Origin of the sequence: Sphingomonas sp. Leaf34 (genome assembly GCF_001421805.1) — a bacterium.
GTDB lineage: Bacteria > Pseudomonadota > Alphaproteobacteria > Sphingomonadales > Sphingomonadaceae > Sphingomonas.
Genome location: NZ_LMLC01000002.1, coordinates 571,996 through 590,397, shown reverse-complemented (window position 1 = coordinate 590,397; position 18,402 = coordinate 571,996). Strand labels below are relative to the sequence as shown.

General features: G+C 61.5%; 15 protein-coding genes and 1 pseudogene. 8 read left to right on the top strand and 8 right to left on the bottom strand.

Annotated elements, in window-relative coordinates:
- Positions 1 to 68: 68 nt before the first annotated feature.
- Positions 69 to 344 carry a hypothetical protein gene (locus ASF00_RS07915; RefSeq protein ID WP_235525675.1) on the top strand — a complete coding sequence of 92 codons (276 nt, stop codon included), beginning with the start codon at positions 69 to 71 and terminating at the stop codon, positions 342 to 344.
- A gap of 553 nt (positions 345 to 897) precedes the next feature.
- On the opposite strand, the gene ASF00_RS18380 is transcribed toward ASF00_RS07915, so the two are convergent.
- The gene (locus tag ASF00_RS18380) at positions 898 to 1,056 is read right to left on the bottom strand and encodes a hypothetical protein (protein ID WP_156348233.1); all 159 of its coding nucleotides are present in this window, start codon (positions 1,054 to 1,056) and stop codon (positions 898 to 900) included.
- 259 nt (positions 1,057 to 1,315) lie between these two features.
- On the opposite strand from ASF00_RS18380, the gene ASF00_RS07910 reads away from it, so the two are divergent.
- Positions 1,316 to 1,984, top strand: a complete 669-nt coding sequence (locus ASF00_RS07910; RefSeq protein WP_055876676.1) for a helix-turn-helix domain-containing protein — start codon at positions 1,316 to 1,318, stop codon at positions 1,982 to 1,984.
- Positions 1,985 to 2,102: 118 nt separating this feature from the next.
- Complete coding sequence (locus ASF00_RS18375; RefSeq protein WP_443024389.1) at positions 2,103 to 2,357, top strand: MerR family DNA-binding protein; 255 nt, start codon at positions 2,103 to 2,105, stop codon at positions 2,355 to 2,357.
- Between the two features lie 170 nt (positions 2,358 to 2,527).
- Here the strand turns inward: ASF00_RS18375 and ASF00_RS07905 are convergent, their stop codons facing one another.
- From ASF00_RS07905 to ASF00_RS07895, 3 genes are all read right to left on the bottom strand, one after another.
- Positions 2,528 to 4,975: an alpha/beta hydrolase family protein gene (locus ASF00_RS07905; protein ID WP_055876673.1), complete on the bottom strand. Its 2,448-nt coding sequence runs from the start codon at positions 4,973 to 4,975 to the stop codon at positions 2,528 to 2,530.
- 379 nt (positions 4,976 to 5,354) lie between these two features.
- Positions 5,355 to 6,470 carry a sigma factor-like helix-turn-helix DNA-binding protein gene (locus ASF00_RS07900; protein WP_055876670.1) on the bottom strand — a complete coding sequence of 372 codons (1,116 nt, stop codon included), beginning with the start codon at positions 6,468 to 6,470 and terminating at the stop codon, positions 5,355 to 5,357.
- Positions 6,471 to 6,924: 454 nt separating this feature from the next.
- Complete coding sequence (locus tag ASF00_RS07895; RefSeq protein ID WP_235525674.1) at positions 6,925 to 8,619, bottom strand: ABC transporter ATP-binding protein; 1,695 nt, start codon at positions 8,617 to 8,619, stop codon at positions 6,925 to 6,927.
- A gap of 494 nt (positions 8,620 to 9,113) precedes the next feature.
- On the opposite strand from ASF00_RS07895, the gene ASF00_RS18820 reads away from it, so the two are divergent.
- Complete coding sequence (locus ASF00_RS18820) at positions 9,114 to 10,541, top strand: carbohydrate porin (RefSeq protein WP_055876663.1); 1,428 nt, start codon at positions 9,114 to 9,116, stop codon at positions 10,539 to 10,541.
- Between the two features lie 345 nt (positions 10,542 to 10,886).
- Here the strand turns inward: ASF00_RS18820 and ASF00_RS07885 are convergent, their stop codons facing one another.
- The 3 genes and pseudogenes from ASF00_RS07885 to ASF00_RS07870 form a co-directional block, all read right to left on the bottom strand.
- Positions 10,887 to 12,692 (bottom strand): DUF885 domain-containing protein, encoded by a 1,806-nt coding sequence (locus tag ASF00_RS07885; RefSeq protein WP_055876659.1) that lies wholly within the window; start codon positions 12,690 to 12,692, stop codon positions 10,887 to 10,889.
- A gap of 619 nt (positions 12,693 to 13,311) precedes the next feature.
- Complete coding sequence (locus tag ASF00_RS07875) at positions 13,312 to 13,848, bottom strand: MAPEG family protein (RefSeq protein WP_055876652.1); 537 nt, start codon at positions 13,846 to 13,848, stop codon at positions 13,312 to 13,314.
- 156 nt (positions 13,849 to 14,004) lie between these two features.
- A pseudogene (locus tag ASF00_RS07870) lies at positions 14,005 to 14,798 on the bottom strand (SDR family oxidoreductase).
- A gap of 179 nt (positions 14,799 to 14,977) precedes the next feature.
- Between ASF00_RS07870 and ASF00_RS07865 the strand changes: the two are divergent.
- The 4 genes from ASF00_RS07865 (at position 14,978) to ASF00_RS18810 (ending at position 17,930) form a co-directional block, all read left to right on the top strand.
- Positions 14,978 to 16,027: a serine hydrolase domain-containing protein gene (locus ASF00_RS07865; RefSeq protein WP_055877234.1), complete on the top strand. Its 1,050-nt coding sequence runs from the start codon at positions 14,978 to 14,980 to the stop codon at positions 16,025 to 16,027.
- Between the two features lie 198 nt (positions 16,028 to 16,225).
- Complete coding sequence (locus tag ASF00_RS07860) at positions 16,226 to 17,203, top strand: SDR family oxidoreductase (protein ID WP_082463295.1); 978 nt, start codon at positions 16,226 to 16,228, stop codon at positions 17,201 to 17,203.
- A 100-nt stretch (positions 17,204 to 17,303) separates the two neighbouring features.
- Positions 17,304 to 17,495: a hypothetical protein gene (locus ASF00_RS18815; RefSeq protein ID WP_200910498.1), complete on the top strand. Its 192-nt coding sequence runs from the start codon at positions 17,304 to 17,306 to the stop codon at positions 17,493 to 17,495.
- A gap of 51 nt (positions 17,496 to 17,546) precedes the next feature.
- Positions 17,547 to 17,930, top strand: coding sequence for a class I SAM-dependent methyltransferase (locus ASF00_RS18810; protein ID WP_200910497.1), 384 nt, complete (start codon positions 17,547 to 17,549; stop codon positions 17,928 to 17,930).
- Positions 17,931 to 18,027: 97 nt separating this feature from the next.
- On the opposite strand, the gene ASF00_RS07850 is transcribed toward ASF00_RS18810, so the two are convergent.
- Positions 18,028 to 18,393 (bottom strand): hypothetical protein, encoded by a 366-nt coding sequence (locus ASF00_RS07850; protein ID WP_055876647.1) that lies wholly within the window; start codon positions 18,391 to 18,393, stop codon positions 18,028 to 18,030.
- Positions 18,394 to 18,402: the final 9 nt, after the last annotated feature.

Sequence of the window (18,402 nt, the reverse complement as noted above, 5' to 3'; positions counted from 1 at the left end):
CGATTTCGGACGTGCCACCCGGGGGGGCTGCCTTGCCAAGGATCGGGTGCGAGACCAACGGTGCGCGCATGACGGAGAAGCTGACGATGTCCGAAGATTACGCACGCGGGCGGCGAGATGGACTGCGCTTGGCGCTGTCGATCCTGGAGGCAGAGGAGGCTAAGTGGGAGGCGCTGCTTGGTGAGAGCCCATCATGGCGGACGAATGCGACGCGCGCGATCCGACACAAGGCATATCAGGTCGCACGCAAGCGAGTGCAGACTGCGTTTAACCGGTTCCTGCCAAAGTCAGAGTTGGTATTGCCGGTCGAGGTTGCATCCATGATTGACCAAGCTGGATTGTAGGATGGTCGCCTTCGCGGGCTTTACCATTCAACCAGACTCGCGTTCGATCTAGGTGTTCAAACGTGACGAACGAACGGCAGGTTTCGGGAAACGGCGGAATGGCCCCGACCCTCCACAAGTGGGCGTCACTCCAATGAGCTGTCTGTAGGCCGGCCTCGCTGTATCGCGGGTGGCTAGGTGTTCTTGGCGGAAACACGGCCAAGGATCTTATACTTAAGCAGGTTGCGAAGCCGGTCACATAGCGGGCGGCGGGAGCCGGGTAGCGCCCCCGGTGAACTCGACCGGGTGGCACTTCGCCGTCACAGGGTAGGGTGCAGATATCGTACTGGGCTGACGCTCTCGAGTAGCGAGGCCACGTGCAGGATCGTGGACTCAGCAAGCCAGCTACCGACTATCTGTACGTCCAGGCTCTTGTCGACCATCTCGCGCGGGAACTAGCTAACGCGTCATGGGGCGCCAATCGGGTAACGCTAACTAATATCCTAGCCGAGGGACAATCAATGTCTAACGCTTCACAGATGCATCGGACCCCAATCGTTGAGGCTGCTGTAAACTAATCGTTTTGACTACGGCTGTGTTGGTTGGCAGCGTCAAGTGCCATTTGGATGTGGGCTGCAACTAGCGTGCAATTGTCTGCATCAACCAGTTGGAGCGCTTGAGACAGCAGTTTGATAGCCTCATCGAGCTGAGCTGGCGGTTTTTCATCTTTCATGAAATTTTCTCAGTAGCGCGGCATGTCCAGCGGCGTGGGACTAATCGACTGACGCTAACATAGGTTCCCGAACTGAAACTGAACCAATGCATGACAAACCATTCACACAAGCGGTCACGTTTGACGCCATCCTGACGTGCAAGGGCAGCCATTCGAGCAGGGGCGGCGCTTGGTGCAGATCTTGGCGTGCGCCTCATGTCGGCTGTTGCCTAATAGCAGCCTGAGCCTACCTATGATAAAGACGAGGCGGAGAACGTGAATGCCGTCGGCTCATTGTGTATCGACCGTTGAGGGTGTCATCCTCGCAGGCGATCGAGGTTTCTGTGATTTGCTGCAGCGCGAGGAGGCTGACTTTGTCGGCCGATCCTACAAGCTGTTCACCGATCCCAGGGACATGGATCGCAGCACTCGCATGTTATCGGTTCTGGAGGATGGAGCCGCGCCGGTCCGTCTGCAAAAGCGCTACATCCGCCCTGACGGCAGCAGTGTGGCAGCCAATCTGTTCGTCACTCGCTTTTCCAATCCCGACAGGTTGGTCAGCACACTTTTTTGGCGCGATCACGGGCGCCAGCTTCCGCCAGCACGACTTTGGGAAGCAGCGTTACGGATTCGCCACGTTCATACCGCACGCGTGAACCTATTCGGTAACGAACTCAGCACTGATCCTGTGGGTTCGCTCCTTATCGGCATATATTTGGCGGAAGCCGAAGGGCGCAATCTCGCTCTTGCTGAGGTCGCTGAGTATGCAGGGGTGGCTCCGACTGCGGCATCGCGTTGGCTTAAGCTGTTACAGGAGCGCGGTTTTGTCCAAATGGGCGCAGACGCGTTAGATGGTATTCAGCTTTCGCAAGAAGGTCTGTTGCGAACCGAAGCTATGCTCGCGGCGGTTTACGACGTTCCCGATGCGATTTTGCATATCGGGTCGTGAGGAGCTTTCTTGGTGACGCGGCTCACATTCTGGCAAGCATCCAGACCGCCATGGCAATCGTGCCTAGCGAGCCAGCTCAACCCGGCGGGACCGGTTTCGCAGTTAAAGCGCCAGCGACGTGCGCGCCTCCGCTTCATACGTTAAGTGCAGGCAGCTGGCTTCAAAACTGGACGAGATAAGCGAACTCCTAGCGCTGGACGCGACGCAGGACTTCAGCCGCGCGCGCGAGCTCGCCCAGTCACGCCTTGCGGCGCTGGATGCCAACATCGCAGGAATGATGTCAGCGCGTCAGCCGCTCGCCCGGCTAGCCGGCGAGTGCGGATCAGGATCGGCGGGACCGTGCCCTATACTGACCGCATTCGAGGTTCCCTAGCGCTCTATCTACGAAATGCCACTTACCACCAATCATACCTTGGCAGGTGGAAGCGGGTCAGAATATTAAGATGAACGGGTGTCCAAAGTTGGGAGGCGGGAATGGCAGGCTGAGCGTCTAGTTGTGGGTCAAATTGCCTGCCTACTTCCGGACCGTCACCGGTGCATCGATCACTTTTCCGCGGCTACCGCCGCCACCGTCGATCCGGTCTGTTTCGGCTTGACGTAGCGGTCGAGCCAGTCGGTCATCTGCCACAACGTCTCCTCGGTCGATTCCAGCGCGCGATAGCCGTGCGGTTCGTTGGGCAGGACGACGTAGCGGACCGTCGCGCCGTTGCCCTTCAGTGCCGCGTACATGCGCTCCGACTGGATCGGGAAGGTGCCGCTATTGTCGTCCGCGCCGCCATGGATCAGCAGGATCGGCGCCTTTATCCGGTCGGCATAGGTGAACGGGCTCATCTCGGTGTAGGTCGGCGTAGCCTGCCAATAGGTACGTTGCTCGGCCTGGAAGCCGAACGGCGTCAGCGTGCGGTTGTACGCGCCCGACCGGGCGATGCCGGCGCGGAACAGGTCGGTATGCGCGAGTAGATTGGCGGTCATGAACGCACCGTAGCTGTGCCCGCCGACCGCCATGCGGGCGCGGTCGCCGACGCCCAGTTTGACCACCGCATCGACCGCGGCCTGCGCATCCTGCTGCAACTGCTTGACGTAGGTGTCGTTGGCCTCCGCGCCGCCCTCGCCGATGATCGGCATCGACGGGTTGTCGAGAACCGCATAGCCCTGCGTCAGCAGGAACAGGTGGCTGATGCCGCGCGGGCGAACGAACCGGTTGCCCTGATCGACCGTCTGGCCGGCGACCTTCGCGTCGGTGAACTCCGCCGGATACGCCCAAAGCAGCGTCGGCAACGGCCCGTCGCGTTTCGCGTCGTAGCCGGCGGGCAGATACAGCGAGCCCGACAGCCGCAGTCCGTCGGCGCGGGGATAGGTGATGGTGCGCTGCGTGACGCCGGCGAAGACCGGAGCGGGATCGGCGAAGGCGGTGACCGCCTTGGCGCTGCCGCCCTTCACGCCGCGGATCATGTAATTGGGCGCAAGCTTCGCGCTCTCGCGCCGCGTCAGGATGTGCTGCCCGCGCTCGTCGAGCAAGGCGACGACCGTTTCGTAATAGGGCGCCTTGGCGGTCCAGAGCCGCGTCTGTTCGCCCCCGGCAAGCGGCATCGTCGCCAGGAAGGGAAACGCCCCCGCCTTGGTCGCGCCGTCGCCGGTGACGTACACGCCGTCACGCGCGGGCGTGAAGCGCATCACCGGCTTGCCGGCGGCATTTTCTTCGACGAGCGGTTCGCCGGGATCGCCATATTGATCCTGATAGTTGAGCGTCGATACCGTCCGCGTCTGGCCCGGTCGTGATGGCGCAACGGCCAGGCGATGCTCAGTGCGCGTACGCCATTCGCGATCGATGACCATCGCGAAGCCATCATCTCCCCAAAGGGTCTCTGCATAGCGGGCCGGGGTCTGCGCCAGTTCCACCGGTGCCGCAGCGAACGGCGCCGCCTGCATCATCACCTTGTCGTGGAACGCGATCTTGACGCGCGGATTGCCGCCGTCCAGCGCTTCTGCCCAGACCAGCGTCGCCGGCGCATCCGACCGCCAAACCGCCTCGCGCGGCCCCTTGACGGTGGCGTCGAAATCGACCGGCAAATCGTCGGCGAGCGGGCGATCGACCAAGGTTTTCACCGGCTGGCCGTCGATCGTCGAGACGGCGATCTCGGTCGGGAAGAAGCGGGCGGGCAGCAGATAGGAATAAGGCCGCTTGAGCCGCTCGGTCAGCAGATAGCGACCGTCCGGGGAGACACTGAAATCGGTAACCAGGCCCGGCGTTCCGATCGGCGTCGTAGCGCCGGCGAGATCGACCCGGACCAGCTGGCCGGTGAAATAATGGTCGAACAGCGCCTCGTCATGCGCATCGCCGAGCAGGTCCTCATAGGTCCGCGCCGCCGATGTGCGCCCTGCGCTTTCCTGTACGACGGGGCCGGTCGGGGTGCTGCTCGTGACGGGCGCCGCGCCGCGACCGGCGGGTACGGTATAGGCGACCAGCGCCTTGCCATCCGGCATCCAGGCAAAGGGCGAGCCGAACGTGCCGTTCAGCCCGCGGGCGACCGCGCGGGCGTTGCCGTCGCGCTCGGCGATCCATAGTGACAGGCCGTCGGCCTCTTGCGCGTAGAAGGCGAGCCGGGTGCCGTCGGGCGACCAATCGGGCGCGGCGAAGCGCAGGCCGGCGGGCAGCGTGACCGCAACGGTCCGCCCGGACTCCACGTCCTTGAAACTGAGCGCGTTCAGCCATTGCACGCGCACCTCGGCCTGGCCGTTGGTGGCGGGATCGATGCGGTAGCCACCCAGCCGAAGGATCGGTTTCGACAGATTGGCGATCGACGGCAGATTCTCGCGTCCCAGGATAGCGAGCGTGCGGTGATCGGGGCTGACCGCGACGCCGGGGGTGGGCGGTGTTTCCAGCGCCTTGGCGATTGCGTCGGGTGCGCGATGGTAGGCGCTGTCGCCGGGCGTCTGAGCGTAGGCGGTGGTGGTGAGAAGCAGGGCAAACAGACAGACACCGGCGAGCATTCGAATTCCTTTGTCGCTATCGCCAAGTCGTTTAGCGCCAGGGTTTGGTAGGCGGTGCCAACACGGCGAGAGGTCAGAGCTTACGTGAGTTTCGTCGTGGGGCAAGTTGTTGGGACCCAGCCTCGGGATCTCTTCAGCTAACATGAACGAATTTCTGGTCCTGAAGAGCGACTGCTGGCCGTTGAACGGCTGACATTGGGTCTCGCTGCACAGAGAAGTGGGCGTTTTCTCCCAAACCGAGCCGTGGCAGAGCTCGTTTGGCAATCCCCTGTCTCGGGCGACTGAGCGAAGCCGCGAAGCAGATGAAAAACGCAACCGCTTCCGACGCTTGAGCAGTTGCGTCTCATGGAGGAAGCTTTTCGCTCCGCCACTTGCAGGATCAAGGGAGAGGTGTACTCGGCGGAGCGATGAACCCTCCGGCCATTCGTCCGTTCGCGTCGAGAAAAGCAGACATCAATACTCCACCGTTGGCGAAGACCAGATTGTAGACGTCGTCTCCCATTCTGCCCTTCCCTTTGTAAGTGACCGACCTCAACTCGCCCATAGATTTGAACATAGGTTGTGACATCGGCATATCGCTCCGCACCAGATCACCGAATTTTGGGGCAAGTTTGTCGTAATCTGGCGAGCCACTCGCCAAGCCAGCAACAAGGTTCCTAACTGCAGCCTCAGTGCCAGGTGATGGCATCGCTGCAGAAGGAATGCGGTTGCCCGGTTGCATTATGCCGCCCGCCATTCTGCCATCGGGATCGAGCGCGGCCGACATCAGAACCTGACCATTAGTAAAGACAAGGTTGTAGATGTCATCGTTCTTCATGCCGCGTGAGCGAAACGTCACAGATTTTAGCTCGCCGAGGGCCTTGAACATGGGGTGTGTCATGGGGAGATCGCGTTGAACTACCTCCGCGAACCCAGGCGAAAGTTTTTTGTAATCGGGTGAGCCGCTCGCGAGGCCGGCGACAAGCTGCCGTAGCATAGCTTCGGTGCCTGGTGTTGGTGCTGCGTTCGCTGGTGTTGCCAGCGCCGCATCAGCAACGACGGGTGGAATTGCCTGTTGGCCGCCAGTGCCAGAGCCTTGGAGCCAGAACATGAGGGCGGCTGCAGCGACTAAGATCATAACGATCGCTCCTGAAATCACATAGATGGAGGGGCGCCGCTCACCCTGCGTGGTCGACGGAAGAGGAATGGCGGCCGGAACCTCCTCAACGATCGCGTTGGTTCCCGAAAGTCCGGACGTTTGGGGTACCAGGCGGTTGGCCTCGTCGGCTGCTGCCACCAGCTTTGCCGCCTCAAGCGAGGACGATATGCCCAGCTTGGCACGCGCCATCTTAAGACGTTTTTCGACAGCGTGAGGAGACACGCCCAGATCCAGCGCCATCTCCTTGGCCGTCTGATGATCCAGACAACGCTTCAGGCACTCCCGCTCACCTGTCGTAAGGCGCTGGATCGCGGCCCGCATGCTGTGGTCTATCTCGTCTGTCGTCATGCCGGCCATGGTAGCGCTTATGGAGAAAGTACCAACTATGGCGGCTGGTACCGCTCTAGTACCCTGACTGGGTACCAGCCCATTCCGGCGGCGTTGCGCGCTTGCCTTCTGGCGAGATCGACCAGCCAATCGGGATTCGGGAGCCGATGCTAGGTCGGTGGGGTTAGTGACGAGCAGCCTTGATGGGGCGGGGTTCAGTCAGGGCTGATACCGAACAGATGCCCTGAGTGGCGCGCTAATGACATTGAATTTAAAGTTTTGGGCGATGGCCACCAGCCTTGCCAGCACAAATTGCATGTAACAGCGTAAAGCTAGTCGTCTGAAAACTGTCGAAAGTAGATGCTCGCACCGTGGACGAGGCCCTGGTCGAGATCACCCGAAAAAGTGAATGAATGTCCGAAATTGGTGAGCCAGGAACCGCGGGCGAATGTCGCCTTGTGAGTCGCTGCGTAAGCGATGCCAGTTATCGATACCCAGCAGCTTGAAGCTCGAACAACTCGGCGTATCGCCCGCCAGCGGCGAGCAGGGCGTCATGCGTACCAGATGCTTCTACGCGGCCATCGCTGAGAACCAAGATGCGGTCTGCCATGCGCACGTTGGAGAACCGGTGTGAGATAAGCACCGCCGACCGCCCCGTACTGAGTTCTCGAAACCGCTGGAACACCTCATACTCGGCGCGCGCATCGAGAGCAGCGGTGGGCTCGTCCAAGATCAGGACCTCGGCGTCGCGCATATACGCGCGGGCAATTGCCATCTTCTGCCATTCACCCCCCGATAGATCGACACCGTTGCGGAACCGCTTGCCGATCATCTGATCGTAGCCGCCGGGCAGCTTAGCGACGACGTCGTCCGCGAGGGCGGCGGCGGCGGCGGTCTCGATCCGTTGACGATCACCGCGCGCCTCGATGCGGCCGACCGCGATGTTGTCGGCAGCTGGTAGATTGTAGCGCACGAAGTCCTGGAAGATCACGCCGATCGCGCCGCGCAACGCATCGAGATCAAAGTCGCGCAGGTCTCGACCATCGAGCAGCACGCGACCCTCTACGGGGTCGTAGAGCCGGGCAAGCAGCTTCACGAGTGTCGTTTTCCCGGCGCCGTTCTCGCCGACCAGCGCCAGCACTTCGCCCGGTGCCAGGGCGAAGGACAAATGGCGTACCGCCCAACGCTCCGCACCCGGATAGCGGAATCCAACGTCTTCGAAGACGAAGCCCTGCCGGACCGGGGAGGGGAAGGGCAATGCATTCTCGGGTGACCTGATCCCGGGCACGGTCCGTAAGAACGAGAACAGATCGTCGATGTAGAGCGCCTGGCCCGCCGTCGCAGAAAAACCGCTCAGCAGACCTTCGAGTAACCCACGCAGCCGCAAGAACGATGCGGCGAGAAAGGTGAGGTCGCCGATCGACAGCGACCCGGCGACCGCGCGCCAGGCGATGTAGGCGTAAGCCGCATAATAGGCGATCGTACCCAGCCCCGCGAAGCCGGAACCCCAGACGGCGCGACGGAGCGCTAGCCGGCGGCTCGCATCGTAGGTGTCGCGCGAGATCGTACGGTAGCGGTCGATCAGGAACGCGCTGAGGCCAAAGATCTTGACCTCCTTGGCGGTATCCGCACTGGCAGCGACCTGGCGGACATAGTCGAGTTCACGACGCTGCGGTGTGCGTACATAGCTTAGCGCATAGCTCAACGCATTGAAGTGCGCCTCACCTAGGAACGAAGGTATTAGGGCGACGGCGAGCAGCACCATCAGCCAGGGTGCGTAAACGACCAACCCGGCGGCAAAGCTCACGACCGTGATGATGTCTTGCGCCTGCCCGAATAGCTGGCCCATCAGCGACATGCGCCCGCTTGCCTGCATTCTCGCGCGATCCATGCGGTCCTGGAAGGCAGCATCCTCAAAGTCGGCAAGATCGAGGGTGGCGGCGTGCTCCATCAGGCGGACGCTGGCATCATTGCTGACGCGGTCCGAGAGCAGGCCATCCACCAAAGATACGATCCGGCCCAAAAGATCGGAGGCGATGGCGAGAGCAAGTTCGGCGAGCAGCAGCGCCTCCAAGCGGCCGAGCAGACTTGATCCCAGCCATGCGGCAAGGCTAACGGGAGGGGCGGCAAGCCCACGTAGTTGGACAACCTCGTCGATGATGAGCTTGCCAACGAACAAGGTCGCTACCGGTAGCAGAGCCCTTACCAGCCGAACCGCGAGCGTGATTGCAGTCAGAGATCGACTGGTGCGCCAAACCATGGCGAGGAACGGCGGCAGGTTCCTAAGCGCGCCGAGCCGCTCACGCCACGTGGTTGGCGGAAGTGGCATTCCGCGACCGGGCCTGCTGGCGACCGCCATCTATGGTTTGCCAGAAGATGTTAGGGCCGGCCGCCCAGGTATCGAAGCCGAATGCGCAAGGGTCATCTGCATCCACTACCCGCCAAGGGCAGGGGCGTGTAGCGGTTTTGCCATCTGAAAATAGCTGAGAGGGGCACCCTTGGATCTCTCGGTGTCGTTCGGTCCAGCCAGGCAGAAACCCCGAAACCAAAAACATGAATGGGTGGCCGAAGTCGGGAAGCTAGTAGCTCAGGGTAAATGTCCGCTTCTGGATCACCGCTGTCGTAGTCGTCGAGAGGTCGACCACGACAGAGGTCTCGGCTACCTTCATCAACATGCTTGCGAGATTTGATCAGACCGCCGATCTCGACCTCGACCAGGACGGGGCCGAACTCTTCGCCCAGGCGCTGGATGAAGCCGCGCTTACTCGCCTTGAGGCCGCCTTGGCTGCGCTTCCAGCGAATGTGCCGGGAGTTCGGATCGGGGAAGGACGCAAGCTTAAGCCGTTTCTAGGCGTCGCTGGACCGATCGGTGGGATAGCAGCCACCGCGCTCGGACCCGACGCTCGTCCGGTTCGTGCGATCCTGTTCGACAAGACGTCCGAGCGTACGATCCTCGCCGATCATCTGGGCGTTCGTGATGCGCTCGCCGATATCGGGATAGGCATTTCGCCGATCAATACGGCCAACTTCCAATATGATTTCTTGCAGAACGATCGCGGCTATCGTGGACCACAGCTTTATAACGGTCAGCGTATAACGCGGACCAATACCACGGCCAGCCTCACCGCGACCTATGACCTCGGCCGTATTGGGCTCAAGGGTGGACAGATCGCGACGACATTGAGCATCGTCGACAACAGCTTTCCAGCAGTGAACGGTCCGAAGAAAATCCGGATCGGTCGTCTCCACTATTATCAGGATGTGATCGCGGGGGTGTTGGACTTCAAAGCGGGCTACATCGACAACACGCAGGAGTTCCTCGGGATCAACGTCGGTGGCAATCTGGCAACCGGAAACCTTGGACCGCAGGCGACGATCCCGTTCCAACTCGGTTTGAGTTATGGCGGGTTTGCCGCTCCCGGTATCAACGTCCGGGTACGATCCAAGGCCGGCTTCTACAACAAATTCGGTATTCAGCGCAGCTTGCCACCAGGGGGCGCGACGGCGGAAAACGCCGTAAACCCGGGAGGTTTTCGTTTCTCTCCGCCAGGTACTGGCGTCTTATTGATCGACGAAATCGGTTTCAATCGGGCATCGGCGCCCGGAACGAAATCTGCCTGGGTACGGTTTGGCGGCATTCACAATTCGACGCGCTACACTCGTTTCTCGGATGGTGCGCAAAAAGATAATTGGGCCGTTTTCGTCGCTGCCGATCGACAGCTGACGCAGACCGATCCGGCGAAACCCTTTCGCGGAATCTATGCCGGAGCGACATTCAACTACGCGCCACCGGAACAGAACTTCTTCACGCAATATTACGAAGGCCGCGTCTATGGCGTCGGTCTCATCAAAAGCCGTCCGTTCGATCTGGCGTCGTTGGTAACAACGTATAACGTGTATAGTCCGGAGGGACTGCGCGCTCGTGTCCCGACAACCCAATCATTCTACAAAGGTACCTGGGCTGCCACGGCCAGCTACGCCTATCGCGCTGCGGCGGGGATCTATATCCAGCCGGGCTTGGGAGTAACGGTGCATCCGATCTTTAGCCCAAGATTCGAGCCGGCGCTGAACGGCTACCTTAGCCTGATTACGTTGTTTTAGTTACTGACCTTATATACTTTCCGACCAGCCTGGTTGCGCTGAAATTATATCGTCGAAGCTTTGTGTATTGCCACCGTAATAGGATGCTAACGATCAAACTTTGGCAATATGCACTATCATTTTAAAGATGAATGAGTGTCCGAAGTTGGAAAAGGGGCGAGGCCTCCTAAACGTCCGCTTGTGGGTATTCATACGCTGCAAGGATTGCGATTCAGTGCGTCAATGAGAACGTACGGCGCGACATTTAACCCGCACGCGTTGCGCGTTTCATGGGGAATCACTGCCGCCTAGGTACCGAAGAACGATATGCTCTGCCCTGTCTCCGGGACTCCCGGATCTGGTCTGCTACGCGATCCGCTCCCGCGCGACCTTCTCCAGCACCGTCAATGGCATCGCTCCCATGGTCAGCACGCGGTGGAACTGCTTCGGGTCCCAGTTGGCGCCGGCCTTCCGCTTGGCTTCGTCGCGCAGGCGGACCCACACGGTATGACCGATCTTGTAGCTGCAGGCCTGTCCGGGCCAGACGGTGTAGCGGTCGATCTCACCCTGGCTGCGCCCACGGGCGATACCGGTTGTGGCAATCAGGTAATCGGTCGCCTTCTCCCTGCTCCAGCGCTTGGCATGCATGCCTGAATCGACCACCAGACGGGTGGCGCGAAACAGCAGCGACTGGAGGTAGCCAACCTGGCCCAGCGGGTTTCCATCGTAAACGCCCATCTCGTCGGCAAGCTGTTCGGCGTAGAGCGCCCAGCCCTCGGAATACCCCGAATAGAAGCCGCGGCGGCGGATCAGCGGGATGTCCTCGCTCTCCAGCGCCGTCATGACCTGGAGATGGTGGCCGGGGATCGCCTCGTGATAGCTCAGCGTCGCCAGGCCGAATTTCGGGCGGTCGAACGTGTCACGCAGGTTGATGAAATAGATCGCCGATCGCGACCCGTCGAGTGAGGCGGATTGATAATAGCCACCTGGCGCGCCGGCCTGGATCGCCTCGGGAACGCGACGCACTTCGACCGGCGCCCTGGGCAGAACCGCAAATTGCTCGGGCAGGCTCTTCGCCATCGCGGCGATTTGCGCACGGAGTTGCTCGAGCAGCGCCTCGCGACCTGTATCGGTGTTGGGGTACAGCTGGTCGGGTCGCTTGTTAAGCGCGACTAGACGCTCGCCGACGCTACCTTGCGTTATGCCTTGAGTCTTGAGGATGCCGTCAATGCGCGCGCCGATTTCCGCGACCTGAGACAGACCGAGCTTGTGGATCTCGTCTCCGGTCAGTTCCACCGTGGTGGCGGCACTTGCCGCGGCGGCGTAATATGCGTCGCCGTCCGGTAAGCGCCAGACGCCCGCATCGTGCGTCGCCTTGCTGCGCAATTCGGTCACCAGCGCGCGTTGCCGATCAAGCGCGGGAAACACTCGTTCGCGCATCAGCGCCGCAACCGCCAAGCGGCGCTCGGGCGGCAAACCGGCCGCTTTAAGCTTGGCAGCCAGATCGGTTGCCGGGCCGGACGTTTCGGGCGCCTTGTCGCGCACCGACGCCAGCTGTTTCAATGTGGTGTCGAGGATATAGTCCGGCGCGAACACGCCCTTGGCGGCATCCTCGCGCTGCCGCTCAGTTTCGGCATCGATCGCGCCTGCAAAGGCTTGCACGCGGGCGACATAGGCGTCCGCGTCGGCGGCGGTTTTCACCGCATGCTGGTTGGCCAAGAAGTCCGGGACGTCGCGATAGGCGCCGCTCAACTGGGTCAGCACATAGGGCGCGTACCGGCCCGCACTGGCGCCGTACGCGAAGCGCTGCCCCGCAATCATGCGGTCCAGGCTGTATTCAACGACGTCGTAATCGATCTTTCCCGCGTCGCCCAGCGCGTCGCGCGACACCGTCTTCAGCGCAGCGAGCTCGGTCCTGGCCCGCGCGAACTGGCGCAGCTCGCCGGCGCGTGAGGTGTCGTCAAGCTTCGATTTAAGTCCGACTTGCGCGCCGGTGTCGAGACCGAGCGAGGTCGCCTGTTCGGGGCTGTTGTCCAGCCGCGCGTAGAAGAACTGGTCGAGCATGGCACGCAATTTCGCGTCGTCGCGACCGATCGCAGCGCGCGCGATCGCTGGCAGGGCCATAAGAGCAGAGGCGAGGCCGGCGGACGTGAGAAAGTGGCGACGATGCATGAGCGCTCCAGACCGATCGGTTACGCGCACCCTGCGCGGTACGGACACGGTTTGAAGGCCCCGACCGGATTTGTCGAGCATGCTCCGGGGCGCTCGGACCGAAGCATGCGGTCGTGCCCGGACGACAGAGAAGCTCTGGCCGGTTTAGGCTAGTTTGGACAGCATCGGTTCTGTTGGTGTGTAGCCAGAACGAGCTGCGAAGCCCGACGGCCTAGCAGATGGTTTCGTTGCAAGAAGAACTGGAGGTTGGCTCTGCCGGGACCAACCATGATGCCGAAAACCCACTCACTGCTGAACTGGTCAGATACGCTGACCTGATTTTCGTCATGGAGAAGGCGCATCAAAGCGAGCTGCAGCGACGCTTCCGAGAGGCTCTGGCAGGCACGCGCGTAATTTGCCTCGACATACCGGATGATTAGGCTTTGCTGCAGCCAGAAATGGTCAGCCTCCTCGAGATCAAGGTGACCAGGCACCTACCCGCGAATCTATGGAAGCGCCGAAGACGGGAGCTTAAGCGCGAAACCGGAACATGAATGAACGGCTGGTTTCGGGAAGAGGCGGGGCCGGCCTGAATGTCCTCAACTGGGTCGTCGCTGCCGTCGCTGCCCGGCTCACATCGCTAGAGCGACGATTGCACTACCGCGACCACCGCGATGATTAGTCCAACGACACTCGGGTAAAAGGTCAACGCGAATCCGAATGCCCGAGACCTCGCACCATTCGCGTAGCCAATCCAGAACAGGAGACGCCCGACGGCAAAGAGCATCGAAAGCGCAATGATCAGCGTCACCGACGACTCAACCAGCACTGCCAGCGCGACATGGATCGGAACCGCCAACGTCACCTGCTCCAAGGTATTTTGCAACACTGCGTTGGCGCTGCTTATGTCCGCACTGCCGGTCGTGGAGGCACTGCCGGCGATATCGGTTGCCGAGAAGAAACGTAGTCGCGCCACGTTTCCAATCGTCGCTGCAAGCCAGAAGAGGACCAAAAGGTCTGCCCTTGCGACAGCAATCAGGCGATCTTGCAGCGGGAGAAACGCCGGGACACTCACGTGCATGCAAGCCGCCGTCACCAGGATAGTGACACAAAGTGCCGCCACCATTCTGGTAGCAACGCCACTTTGGTCACGCTGGAAATTGTTTAAGACAGCCATCGGCCCTCTCTAACACCACACTGGGCTGGCCGCAGCATATGAACCAGCGTCCGGTTTGGGCGAGCTGTTCGAATGCCGTGAGCGTCGCCTTCTGGGTCTTGTGGCAACCTCAGCTGAACGCTTAGTCTCGATCGGCTGAGGTTATGCCGGCAGGGATTAGGAAATCGGAACCCCGCCGGTCACGGCCACGACATTACCGGACATGTAGCTCCCCTCTGCCGACGCGAGCATCACATAGGCGGTAGCGAGTTCGCCCGGCTGGCCAGCGCGGCCGATCGGAGTGTCCTGGCCGAGCGTTTCCAGTTCTTTGGGTGACTTGGCGATCGGCTGGATAGGCGCCCAGATTGGACCGGGCGCCACCGCGTTCACGCGAATGCCGTCACTGGATAAAAGGTTGGACGGGCCCACCGTCAGGCTCGAGATAGCGCCCTTGGTCGCCGCGTAGACAATCATGTTCTTGCCAGCGACCTTTGCCTGTTCGCTGGTCCTGTTGATGATCGCCGAACCAGGCTTCATATGCGGCGCAGCCGCCTTGGCTAAACGGATCATGGCAAAGACGTTAGCAGCGAAGGCACCCTGCATCTCGTCATCATCGATGCTATCCAGGTCGTCGTTCATTGTCTGAGCGGCGGCATTGTTTACGAGCACATCAATACCGCCGAATTCGCGATCGTACGCTCTACGATGCTTACGCAATGATCCCGGTCGCGGAGATCGCCTGGTAGCAAAACGCAACGCTGCCCTGCCTGCTCAACCGAGGTCTGTGTCTCCTCAGCGTCGGTCTGCTCATCCGCAAGGTATGAGATCGCCACGCTTGGACCTTCACGGGCATAAGCAATCGCTACTGCCCGGCCGATACCGGAATCTCCTCCTGCTATGAGCGCCACCTTGCCTTTGAGCAGGCCCTTGCCGACGTAACTTTCCTCGCCATGATCAGGCTTAGTTCGCATGTTCGTCGTCAAGCCGGGCCGCGGCTGTTGCGGCTCATTGGAAAACTTGTCGGATGGCTGGTGCGTGGATCGTCGGTCATATCAGTTCCTGCTGGTGGCATCAGCAGGAAACGGCTCAACGGAGATAACGTGCCGTGTAGCGGGCTTGTAAGGCAAATTTGACGGGCGACATGTTGCCGATGCGGCTCATCCTTCCCTTGCTTATCCTCCTCACCGCCTGCGACGGATCAGCGTCGTCCGCCGGTGCGGCCAGTTCGAGCGCGGTCGCCGGATCGGACACGAAAGGGATGAACGCCGCAGCGATGCGCGACGTGCAGGCCCGGGCCGCCGTACTCCCGCGGCTCCGTTCGCTCCTCATTCTTCGCGACGGACAGACGCTGACAGCGCAGGTGTTTAACGGCGGTCCCCCGCTAGATCAGCCGGTCAACATCAAGTCGGCGTCGAAGTCGGTAATGTCGGCATTGATCGGCATCGCTATACAACGCGGTGTCTTTGACAGCGTCGACCAGCCGGTACTGCCGCTGCTCAGACGAGACGCGCCCGCCGATCCTGACCCACGTCTCGCGGGGGTGACCATCGGCAACCTCCTGTCGATGCAAGCTGGGCTCGAGCGCACTTCCGGCGAGAACTACGGCCGCTGGGTATCTAGCCCCAATTGGGTACGTTTCGCGCTGGCCCGGCCGTTCGTCGCTGATCCCGGAACGGCGATGCTCTACTCCACCGGATCTACCCACCTGCTCTCGGCGATGCTGACGCGCGCGACAGGAAAGAGCACGCTTGCCAACGCGCGGGCGTGGCTCGGTGAGCCGCTCGAGATCGCGATCCCGTCCTGGCCGGCTGACCCGCAAGGCATCTACTTTGGTGGCAACGAGATGAAACTCTCGCCCCGAGCACTTGCCCGTTTTGGCGAGCTTTATCGATTAGGTGGTATGATTGAAGGCCGGCGCATCGTCCCGGCCAAATGGATCGCGCAAAGCTGGACGCCACGCGCGATCTCACCGTGGAGCGGGAAGGAGTACGGCTATGGCTGGTTCCTTACCGAGATGAGAGGTCATCCAGTGCGCTTTGCCTGGGGCTATGGCGGCCAGATGATCTACGTCATCCCCGATCTGCGAATAACGGTGGTTATGACGTCGGACCCAAATGGCGCCAGAGACGCGGGGCACATTGATGCGCTGCATGGCATCGTCGAGAGCGCGATCGTGCCCGCTGCAGATCGAGGTGCCTAGCGAGACAAACGCTAGATGGATTACAGTAGGTCTCCGTGGCCAATGTCGGCAGGACTAGATCGTGAGACGCCTCCCCGACGCGGAACACCGGGGGGGTGTCGGAACGTTAGGGTCCATGGTTGATCACAGGACAGTTCCTTCGACGCGACAGCGCCGCCTCCCCATCGGTCCGGTGCCTAACGCGTTGGGCAGCTTCCAATGAGTGCTGGTCATACTCTCGCCGGGAAGCGGGTGGTCGTCACCGGTGCGTCAAGTGGCATTGGCGCCGCGACGGCCGTGGCGTTCGCTGAGGCGGGCGCAAACCTCGTCATAGGTGCCCGCGGTAAAGAAGGGCTGGATGACGTTGCGCGGTGCTGCGCAGCGGCGGGCGGCCACGCGACTGTCCGTCCGGTCGACTGCACCGACGCGAGCGCTGTGGCGACGTTCGCAGCCGAGGCGTGCGATCTGCTTGGTGGCATTGATCTTTGGTTCAGCTGCGAAGGCGTCGGTGTGCTCGGCCGGTACGAAGACGTGCCGATCGCGGATCATGCCCGTGTCGTCGACGTGAACCTCGTCGCCCACATGAACGACGTCCATGCAGTACTGCCGACTTTCCTAGCGCAGGATCACGGCACCTGGGTAAACATGATTTCGGCGGGCGGTTTTGTCGCCACGCCGTACGCTGCGGCCTACTCGGCGAGTAAGTTCGGGTTGCGCGGGTTCAGCTCGGCCTTGCGCGGTGAGGTATCGAAGCGCCCGCACATTCACATATGCGACGTCCGCCCAACCTTCGTCGACACACCCGGCGTTGACCACGCCGGTAACTATACTGGCGCACAGCTTTCGTTACCCCCGGGTTCGCTCGCACCAGAGACGGTTGCTAAGGCTGTCGTGCGGCTCGCCACGCACCCCCGTAACCTCACTGCGGTCGGCGCGGCGGCAATCGCCTTCAAACTCGGCGAGTTCGCGGCGCCGAACCTGCTGGCGGCGATCATGAGTGGCTTCCTCGACACCTGGTCCGCCCGCGCGCCCAACGGTGACGACAGCGATGGGGTGTTGTTCGAACCAGGCGTCTCCGCCGGTCCGGGTGGTGGCCGGCGCGATCCACACCGGGGGCGCAAGCTGGCAGCCGCGGCTGGCGGTATGGCGGTTCTTGGCCTCGCGGGGGCCGGTGTCTGGCTCGGCCGCCGCCGGTGATTGAGGACAACCGCTATCTCGCGGTGCGCCCCTGGATACGGTTCCCAACGGACGCTGTGGTCGCGGATACTGGCGGCTTGGCATTGCAGGGGCTTACCGCATGACCGAAGCGATCGAATTGGGACTGCCGGCGCGGGCCTTCGACCGTCAGGATGATGGCGACGACCTTGGCTTCTACGCACCCCCGCGTTTAGTCACGCACATCGACGAGGCAGCTGTCGGCGCCCTGACCAGCCTGTACCGCGATTCGATCCCCACTGGCGGGCGGGTGTTCGACCTCATGTCAAGTTAGGTCAGCCACCTGCCGGATGACGTCGCCTATGCCGAGGTCGTCGGCCAGGGCATGAACGCAGAGGAACTCGCGGCCAACCCGCGCCTTGATCGCTGGTTCGTCCAGAACCTGAACGATGTGCCTGACCTGTCCGAAGAGGACGCGCGCTACGATGCCGTACTGATCTGTGTCGGCGTTCAATATCTGCAACACCCCCTGGCGGTACTGCGCGAGGTTCGTCGTGTGCTGAAGTCGGGAGGCCTCGTCATCGTAAGCTTCTCGAACCGCTGCTTCCCGACTAAGGCCGTGGCGGTCTTGCGCGCTCTCGATACGCAGGGCCACGCATCGCTTGTCCGCCTCTATTTGGAAACAGCAGGGTTCCGCGATGCTACGGCTTCCATACTCGCCGACGGTCGCCTGGGTGATCCATTGGTCGCGATAACAGGCCGCAGTTGAGGCTGTCGGGATTACACCAGCAATGAGGGCGCTGACTCCCGATTAGGTACCGTCACACCTGTACAGGTATGTATAAGGCGCAACGGCAGGCCGGCGGTCAGGCCTCCACGCTAGCGGTTAAGGGTGGCGTTTGCTGATGTTGAACGACCAGCCAATCGTCGTGTCCCCGCATCCGCAAAGTCGAGGTGCAGTGGGCCTCGTACTTCTCGTCGCCGCTCGCGCATCGCGCAGTGTACGCAACGACGATCAGACCCTCTTGAGGTCGTGACACTTGTCGATCCGATAGCTCAACCGAATCCCAATCGGGCGTAGCCTTGACCGCATCCTTCGCTTCCTGCCCCTGGAAGACATAAGGCGGCCGGGGCAAGACCATGACGATCTCCGCGTCGATCCGGTCCTGGTAATGCTCGCCGCGGGCATCCCATAGGCTACCTTCGAATTCCCACACGCGCTGGTCGTCCATGCCGTCTCT